The sequence below is a fragment of the Limnohabitans sp. genome (genome assembly GCF_044361985.1).
Classification (GTDB): Bacteria; Pseudomonadota; Gammaproteobacteria; order Burkholderiales; family Burkholderiaceae_C; genus Limnohabitans_A.
Genome location: NZ_JBIKHV010000090.1, coordinates 1 through 8,333 on the forward strand (window position 1 = coordinate 1; position 8,333 = coordinate 8,333).

Sequence of the window (8,333 nt, forward strand, 5' to 3'; positions counted from 1 at the left end):
CCAAACACCGCACTCACGGCCGCGCCCACACCGCAGGCAACCGCGATCATGTTGACTGGCGGCTCGTGCCCAGCATTCTTGAGCACAGCCACACCTTGACCGTTTTGCACCACCAGCACCGTGATGGTCAGCGGCAACACCAGCTCCAACATCGCGGCAAACGACCACACTGGGGCCTGGATGACGGGCTGTGCCAAAGCCAACTGCCCCACGGCCGCGGCGTCGAGTCGGCCCGACACCGCCACCGCCAAAGCCCCCACCAGCAAAGCGCCGATGACCGGCGGCAAGCGCTTGCCCCAATCGGCCCGGGCCGACAGCAACAAGAAGACCGCCACCATGGGGGCCGCAATGGTCACATCGCTGTTCAGCGCACGCACGATGTCGAGGCCAAAGCGCAAAAATACCCCGGCCACCATGCCCATCACGATAGGCATGGGCAGTGCGGCCATGACGCGCTTGACCCAGCCGCTCAGACCCAGCACCAGGATCAGTGCACTCGTGGCATAAAAAGCACCAATCACCTCCGCAAAACTCAGATGCTGCAAGGCCGGCCCCACCAGCACCGTGCCTGGGATCGTCCAGCCAAAAGCCAAGGGCGTGGTGTAGCGCCAGCTCATCAGCAAGCTGACCAGACCGTTGACAAAAAACACCCCGAACACCCAGGACGCCAGTTCTTCGGGCGACAAACCGCCGCGCGTGCCCACCGACAAAATGATGGCCACCGGCCCGGTGGCGGCAAAGATGAACCCAATCAAGGCATTGGCGACGTAAGTGCTGCCAAAGTCTGCGCGGATTTGGCGCCCATTTTTGGGCGCGGCTGCGGGGGATTCCAGATGTTTGAACAAAGCGGCGGCCTTTGTGGGAAGAAAAAACTGTGCCCAGCGTATCAAACCCGCTGAGATTTGCCGTCGCCAAGAGGCCAGCCACGTAAAAAAACCGCCTGACTTGCGTCAGGCGGTCTGCTGGTCAGCGGGCAATGGCTTCCCGATCAAGTCGGGAATGTCAGGCCCTGCAGACTCCCCATCACTTGCCTGGAATCTTGCCTTCCACGCCCTTGACGTAGAACATCACACCACCCAGGAACTTGTCGTCCGCGACAGCATCCTTGGCCAGAATTTCCTTGCCGGCCTGGTCCACGATGGGACCTTTCCAGATGGAGAAGCTGCCGTCTTTCAGACCGGCCTTGATTTCACCGATGCGCTTTTTGGTGTCTTCGGGCACGTCAGCGGCCACGTTGACCATCTCGATCGCGCCTTCTTTCACACCCCACCAGCTTTGGCCAGTGCTCCACTTGCCTTCCAGGGCTTCACCCACGGTCTTGACGTAGTAAGGGCCCCAGTTGATCACCGCCGAACCCAGGTGGGCCTTGGGGCCGTAGGCGGTCATGTCGGAATCCCAGCCAAAGGCACGTTTGCCCATTTTCTCAGCCGTCTGCAACACAGCCGACGAATCGGTGTTTTGCATCAGCACGTCCGCACCGCCGTTGATCAAAGAGGTGGCGGCTTCGGTTTCTTTGGGTGGGTTGAACCACTCGTTCACCCAGACCACTTTGGTCTTGATCTTCGGGTTCACCGACTGGGCGCCCATGGTGAAGCTGTTGATGTTGCGCACGACTTCGGGGATTGGGATCGAGGCCACGACACCCAAGGTGTTGGTCTTGGTCATCTTGCCCGCAATCACACCCGCCATGTAGGCGCCTTCGTAGGTGCGGCTGTCGTAAGTGCGCATGTTTTCGGCGGTTTTGTAACCGGTGGCGTGCTCGAACTTCACGCCTTTGTTGTCAGCCGCCACTTTGAGCATGGGCTCCATGTAGCCAAACGTGGTGCCAAAAATCAACTTATTGCCTTGAGCGGCCATGTCGCGGATCACGCGCTCAGCGTCGGCGCTTTCTGGCACTTTTTCAACAAAGCTGGTGACCACTTTGTCACCGAAGGCTTTTTCGACTTCCTTGCGACCGTTGTCGTGTGCAAAGGTCCAACCACCGTCGCCCACAGGGCCGACATAGGCAAACGCGATCTTCAGGGGCTCGGCCTTGGCAGGCGCTGCAGCGGGGGCCTCAGCCTTGGGCGCTTCTTCTTTCTTGCCACAGCCCACCAGTGCGGCGGCAGCCACAGCGGTCAGGGCCACCATCTTGACGATGGAGCGCTTGGAGATGTCGGTCATGTCAGGTCCTTTTGAACAGGGTTACGGGGGTTGAAAAAAAGCAATTATGTACCGGGATAAAAGGGCTTGCCCAAGGATGCGGGCATGTTCACACGAATCCAGGTCGGGTTGCGCGAGATCAGGGCCAGCACCACGATGGTGGCGATGTAAGGCAGGGCCGTGAGCAACTGGCTGGGCACCTCAACGCCCATGCCCTGCAAGTGAAATTGCAGCATCGTCACGCCACCAAACAGGTAAGCACCCAGCAAGACCCGTGCCGGACGCCAGGTGGCAAAGGTGGTCAGCGCCAGCGCAATCCAGCCTTTGCCCGCCACCATGCCCTCCACCCAAAGCGGGGTATAGCTCACCGAGATGTAGGCGCCAGCCAGGCCGCACAAAGCGCCCCCAGCCACCACCGCAGCCAGACGGATGCGTCGCACCGGGTAGCCCAAGGCATGCGCCGAAGCAGGTGACTCGCCCACCGCGCGAAGCACCAAACCGGTGCGACTTTTGTACAAGAACCAAACCAGTGCCACCACCAGCAGCATCGCCCCATAGACCAGCGGGTGCTGTTTGAACAAGGCCGGGCCCACCAGTGGAATGTCGGCCAAGCCGGCAATGGCGTAGTGAGGGCGCTCGGGCAACTTCTCTTGCACATAGCCAATGCCCACAAAAGCTGAGAATCCCACGCCAAACAAACTCAATGCCAAACCGGTGGCGTATTGGTTGGTACCCAGCCAAATGACCAGCACGCCAAAGATGGCGGCCAACACAGCACCCGCGCCCATGCCAGCGGCAAAACCCAACCAGTCGTTGCCGGTATGCACCACGGCCGCGAATCCCGCAATTGCAGCGCACAGCATCATGCCTTCGGCCCCCAGGTTGACCACCCCGGCTTTTTCGTTGATCAGCAAACCCAAAGCGGCCAGCGCCAACACGGTGCCCGCGCTCAGGGTGGCTGCGATCAGCAATGCATACGACTCCATCACACACTCCCCATCTTTTGGGCCACCCAGCGCAGGCGGTAAGCCACCAAGGTGTCACACGCCAGCAGGCAAAACAGCAGCAGGCCCTGGAACACGCCCGTGATCGACTTGGGCAAGCCCAGCCGGGATTGCGCCAACTCGCCGCCGATGTAGAACATGCTCATCAGCACCGCCGACAAGACCATGCCCGCCGGGTGCAAGCGCCCGACAAAGGCCACGATGATGGCGGCAAAACCGTAGCCCGCAGGCACATAGGGCGTGAGCTGGCCAATCGGCCCAGCCACTTCGAGGGCGCCCGCCAAACCCGCCGCCCCACCCGAGGTGAGCAAAGCCACCCACAGCGCCTTGCGCGAAGAAAAGCCTGCGTACCGCGCCGCATCGGGTGCCAGACCACCGACCTGCTGGGCAAAGCCCGCCCGCGTGCGAAACAAGAACACCCACAGCAAGCCCGCCCCCACCAGCGCCAACAACAAGCCCATGCTCACGCGCGAACCGTCCATCAAACGCGGAATTTGCGTGACCAATTCAAAGGTTTTGGACTGCGGAAAATTAAACCCCGCCGGGTCTTTCCAGGGGCCATAGACCAGGTAGCTCAGCACCATGTCGGCCACGTAAACCAGCATCAGGCTGACCAGAATTTCGCTGGCATTGAAACGGTCACGCAGCAGCGCCGTGATGCCCGCCCACAGCATGCCGCCCAACACCCCAGCCAGCAACACCGCCAGCACAATCCAGCGGCCTGTGTCTTTCTCGGCCAGCAGCGCCACGCCCCCAGCGCAGACCGCGCCAATGACAAACTGGCCCTCGGCACCAATGTTCCACACGTTGGACCTGAAGCACACCGACAAACCCAGCGCGATCACCAGCAGTGGCGTGGCCTTGACCATCAACTCGCCCAGGGCATAGCTGGTTTTGATGGGCTCCCAGAAGAACATCTGCAGTCCGCGCACCGGGTCTTTGCCCAGCGCCACAAACAGCGCCACACCCAGCAGCACCGTGAGCACCAGCGCCAGCAAGGGCGAGGCATAGGTCCACAGACGCGAGGCCTGGGGACGGGGTTCAAGCCGCAGCATGGTGCTCTCCTGGTTGGGCCATCGCCACAGCAGTGTCCGCATCGGGCCACAAGCCACTCATCCACTCGCCGATGCGTTCCACCGTGGCTTCGGTCCGCGCCACCGAGGGCGACAAGCGCCCCTTGGCGATCACATGCAGGCGGTCAGACAACTCAAACAATTCTTCCAACTCCTCACTCACCACCAGCACCGCACAACCCGCGTCACGCAGCGCCAAAATCTCGGCGCGGATCTGCGCCGCCGCACCCACGTCCACCCCCCAGGTGGGTTGGGAAACAATCAGCAGCTTGGGAGAGGCGCTGATCTCGCGCCCCACAATGAACTTTTGCAAATTGCCGCCCGACAGCGACTGCGCTGGGGCGTCAGGACCTGAGGCCTTGACATTGAAACGATCAATGATGCGGCGGGCCTGCTCGGCCAACACCCCCATGCGCAGCCAACCACCCGCACCCAGCGCCTCGCTGCGGGTGAGCAGCAGGTTTTGCGACAGACTGAGCGAGGGCACAGCGCCCCGACCCAGGCGCTCTTCAGGCACAAAGTGCAGGCCCATTTGCCTGCGCGGCACTGGCCCCAAGGCCGCCACCGCCTGGCCCGCCAAGCTCACACTGGCTGCGCCGCATTGCACGCCTGCGCGGGTGTCTTCGCCCGACAAGGCCCACATCAATTCTTTTTGTCCATTGCCCGACACCCCGGCCAGGCCCACCACCTCACCCGCACGCACCTGCAGGTTGATGCTGTCCAGCTCTACGCCAAACGGGTCTTGTCGCGTCAGGCTCAGCCCCTGCACCGACAAAACCACCTCGCCCGGCGCACGCGACACATGCTGCAAAGCCGGGGGCTCGGCGCCGATCATCAAGCGGCTGAGCGAGGCATTGGATTCCTCACGCGGGTCACACACTCCCGTGAGCTTGCCGCCGCGCAGCACGGTGCAGGCGCTGCACAGGGCTCGAATTTCGTGCAGCTTGTGCGAAATGTAAAGCAGGCTGCAGCCCTGGCTGACCAACTTATTGATCACGACAAACAACTTTTCAACCGCTTGCGGTGTCAGCACCGAAGTGGGCTCGTCCAGGATCAGCAATTGCGGCTCGGTCAGCAAGGCCCGGATGATCTCTACCCGCTGCATCTCGCCCACGCTCAGAGTGTGCACGGGGCGCTCGGGCTCCAGGTCGAGGCCGTATTCGCTGGCCTTGGCCACGATGCGCTCGGTGACCTCGGCCAGGCTCAGGCTTTTGTCCAGACCCAGCCAGACATTTTCTGCCACGGTGAGCGTGTCAAACAGGCTGAAGTGCTGGAACACCATGCTGATCCCCAGCTTGCGGGCTTCTTGGGGGTTGCGAATGCGAACCGGCTGACCCTTGAAGAACACCTGCCCCTCGTCGGGCTTGACCGAGCCGTAGATGATTTTCATCAGGGTGGATTTGCCCGCGCCGTTTTCACCCAGCACGGCATGGGCCTGGCCGGGCATCACGGTGAGCGACACGTCCTGGTTGGCCACCACGCCGGGGTAGCGCTTGGTGATGCCTTGCAAAGACAAGAGAGGTGTGGTCATGTCGGGGCCAGGGGGTTCGGGTGAGGTAATTGGGCGGCGCTGACTTTCACCTGTTCGCGTAACCACCGGGCCGCAGCCGAGGCATGACTGCGCTCGTGCCAGAGCTGGTAGTACACCATCTTGGGAAACTCCACCGGACAAGGCAGCAAGGTCAAACTGCGCTGCGCATCGGGGCCTTGCAAAAAACGCTGGCAATACTGACGTCCCGTGGTCAACACGAGCAAGCTCGATGCCACCATGCGCGGCATCAGGCCAAAGTGAGCACAACGCGCCGAAATGTTGCGCACCAGCCCAAGCTGGTCAAGATGTTCGTCGATCACCCCGCGCCAGCCCGGGTAAGCAGGCGTGGGAGCAATGTGCTCGCAGCTCAGCCAGTCGTCCTGCGTCCAGCCCCTGCGCACCGCCGGGTGCTTGTTGCTGACCAGGCAAGCAACTTCGTCTTCAAACAACTGGGCGCGGTGCAGCTCTTCGCTGGGCTGGGCCCAATTGCCGATCACCACGTCGATCAGGCCCTGCCCCAAATCGTGCGCGTATTGCGCCTGCGCCGACAAGGCATGCACCTCGACCCTGCAGCCCGGCGCCAGCGACTTGATGCGGGCCATCACGGACGGCAAAAATAAAGGGTCCAGCGTGTCGCTCGCCGCAATGCGAAAAGTCTCGCTGGCATCGGCCGGGTCAAACAACCGGGCTGGCGAAAACAGGTTTTCAGCCGCCTGCAGGATCTGCGCCACGGGTGCCAACATCTGCAAGCCCACATCGGTGGGCACCATGCCCGTGCCCGAACGCACCAGAATCGGGTCCCCAGTCAACTCGCGCAGGCGCTTGAGCGCCACGGACACAGCGGGCTGCTGCTGGCCCAGGCGCATGGCGGTTTTGGAAACACTGCGTTCGATCAACAAGGTGTGAAGGGTCCGAATAAGTTGAAGATCGATCTTGTCGAAAAGATGCGGCTGCTTCATATGCGTTTTTAGATAAGCGTTATGGCCAAGTCCCCATGTGTGAACCCCGGGTTTATCCTAGGATCATTGGACCCTGAAAACTCCTTTGCCATGTCAAAAACGCTTGTCTCCCCTCAGAAATTAGCGCCGCCTGTGTCCAGTCCCCTGCGGTTCTGGCATCGCGGTCAAATAGTGAATCCGGGCAATGTACCACCAGACCGCACCCTCTTGGACCTGCTGCGTGAAGACCTTCGCCTAAGCGCCACCAAAGAAGGCTGCGCCGCAGGCGACTGCGGAGCCTGCACCGTGGTGGTGGCCGAGGCAGTGGAGGGGCGCTTGCAATACCGCGCCGTCAACAGTTGCATCAAACCCGCGCACGCCATCGATGGCATGGCCTTGTGGACCGCCGCCGATCTGGCCCAGCAGAGTGGCACGCTGCACCCGGTGCAACGCGCCCTGCTTGATTGCCATGGCTCGCAATGCGGCTTTTGCACGCCTGGCTTTGTCATGAGCTTGTTTGCGCTTTACCAACGCACCGTGGCGCAAGGCCAAAGCGTGGACACGCACATCGCCCTGCAAGCACTGTCGGGCAATCTGTGTCGTTGCACCGGCTACCGCCCCATCGTGCAAGCCGCGTGCAGTCTGCAGGCTGACCCCGCTCAAGCCGTGGATGAAGCGCCGATCGTGGCTGCGCTGCAAACGCTGGCAGCAGGCCAACCGGCCAACGGCGATTACCAAAGGCCCACCACCCTGCCCGCCCTTTTACAAGCCCGCGCCCACCAGCCCAAGGCCCAACTGATCGCTGGAGCCACCGATGCGGGGCTTTGGATCACCCAAGGCCTGCGCCGCATACCGCAGATCATCGACCTCACCCGTGTGACCGAGTTGCGCCGGGTGATGCACTATCCGCAGCACATCGCCATCGGCGCGGCTGTCAGCCTGCAAGACGCGTTTGAGGCACTGGCTGCGGATCGCCCTGTGATCACCCCCTTTGGCGAACGCTTTGCGGGCTGGCCGATACGCCAATCGGGAACCTTGGGCGGCAACGTGGCCAACGGCTCGCCGATTGGCGACAGCATGCCGCTCTTGATTGGGCTGGGCGCGCAGGTGGTGCTCATGGCCTGGCGCCATGTCCGAGGTCAGGGCCGCATGGTGCACCGCCACGTGCCTTTGGAGCAGTTCTACACCGGCTACCGCCAAAGCCTTCTGGCCACAGACGAGGTACTGGCCTGGGTCGTTGTGCCTCGCCCCACAGCTGACGAATGGCTGGGTGTCTACAAGGTGTCCAAGCGCCATGAAGACGACATCTCCGCCGTGTGCCTGGCGCTGCAACTGCAGGTACACGGTGGGCTCATCCGCAGTGCGCGCATCGGTGCGGGCGGTGTGGCCGCCACACCTGCACGGGCGGTGCAGACCGAAGCTGTGCTGGTGGGCCAGCCCTGGAACGAAGCCAGCTTGGCGACAGCGCAAGCGACCATTCAGCAAGAGTTTTCCCCGTTAAGCGATTTGCGCGCCAGCGCCGACTACCGCCGCAAAATCCTGGCCCAACTGCTGCACCGCGCTTGGCTGGAAAGCACGGGCCACAGCGATGTTCGGCTGGAGGACCTCACATGAACATGCCTCAAAGAACAAAGAACACGGCCGA

At 62.1% G+C, this 8,333-nt stretch carries 7 protein-coding genes; 1 reads left to right on the forward strand and 6 read right to left on the reverse strand.

Features of this window, described 5'->3' with window-relative positions; all coding sequences use genetic code 11:
- The 6 genes from ACIQ3A_RS12270 to ACIQ3A_RS12295 all read right to left on the reverse strand — a co-directional run.
- The coding region (locus ACIQ3A_RS12270) for a benzoate/H(+) symporter BenE family transporter (protein WP_396432019.1) at positions 1-845 on the reverse strand (845 nt) is incomplete at its 3' end.
- 178 nt (positions 846-1,023) lie between these two features.
- A complete protein-coding gene (locus tag ACIQ3A_RS12275; protein WP_396432020.1) occupies positions 1,024-2,163 on the reverse strand; it encodes a BMP family ABC transporter substrate-binding protein in 1,140 nt (379 codons plus the stop codon).
- Between the two features lie 44 nt (positions 2,164-2,207).
- Positions 2,208-3,128 carry an ABC transporter permease gene (locus ACIQ3A_RS12280; RefSeq protein WP_396432021.1) on the reverse strand — a complete coding sequence of 307 codons (921 nt, stop codon included), beginning with the start codon at positions 3,126-3,128 and terminating at the stop codon, positions 2,208-2,210.
- On the reverse strand, positions 3,128-4,201 hold the full coding sequence (locus tag ACIQ3A_RS12285; RefSeq protein WP_396432022.1) for an ABC transporter permease: 1,074 nt from the start codon (positions 4,199-4,201) through the stop codon (positions 3,128-3,130). The genes ACIQ3A_RS12280 and ACIQ3A_RS12285 overlap by 1 nt, the downstream gene beginning before the upstream one ends.
- A complete protein-coding gene (locus tag ACIQ3A_RS12290) occupies positions 4,188-5,750 on the reverse strand; it encodes an ABC transporter ATP-binding protein (RefSeq protein ID WP_396432023.1) in 1,563 nt (520 codons plus the stop codon). The genes ACIQ3A_RS12285 and ACIQ3A_RS12290 overlap by 14 nt, the downstream gene beginning before the upstream one ends.
- A complete protein-coding gene (locus ACIQ3A_RS12295) occupies positions 5,747-6,709 on the reverse strand; it encodes a LysR family transcriptional regulator (RefSeq protein ID WP_396432024.1) in 963 nt (320 codons plus the stop codon). The genes ACIQ3A_RS12290 and ACIQ3A_RS12295 overlap by 4 nt, the downstream gene beginning before the upstream one ends.
- 90 nt (positions 6,710-6,799) lie before the next feature.
- Between ACIQ3A_RS12295 and xdhA the strand changes: the two genes are divergently transcribed.
- Entirely contained in the window at positions 6,800-8,302 is a 1,503-nt protein-coding gene (gene xdhA / locus ACIQ3A_RS12300; RefSeq protein WP_396432025.1) for a xanthine dehydrogenase small subunit, read from the forward strand.
- Positions 8,303-8,333: the final 31 nt, after the last annotated feature.

Coding starts and splice junctions, on each gene's coding strand:
- xdhA (WP_396432025.1), top strand. CDS start 6,800: ATGTCAAAAACGCTTGTCTCCCCTCAGAAATTAGCGCCGCCTGTGTCC.
- ACIQ3A_RS12275 (WP_396432020.1), bottom strand. CDS start 2,163: ATGACCGACATCTCCAAGCGCTCCATCGTCAAGATGGTGGCCCTGACC.
- ACIQ3A_RS12285 (WP_396432022.1), bottom strand. CDS start 4,201: ATGCTGCGGCTTGAACCCCGTCCCCAGGCCTCGCGTCTGTGGACCTAT.
- ACIQ3A_RS12290 (WP_396432023.1), bottom strand. CDS start 5,750: ATGACCACACCTCTCTTGTCTTTGCAAGGCATCACCAAGCGCTACCCC.
- ACIQ3A_RS12280 (WP_396432021.1), bottom strand. CDS start 3,128: ATGGAGTCGTATGCATTGCTGATCGCAGCCACCCTGAGCGCGGGCACC.
- ACIQ3A_RS12295 (WP_396432024.1), bottom strand. CDS start 6,709: ATGAAGCAGCCGCATCTTTTCGACAAGATCGATCTTCAACTTATTCGG.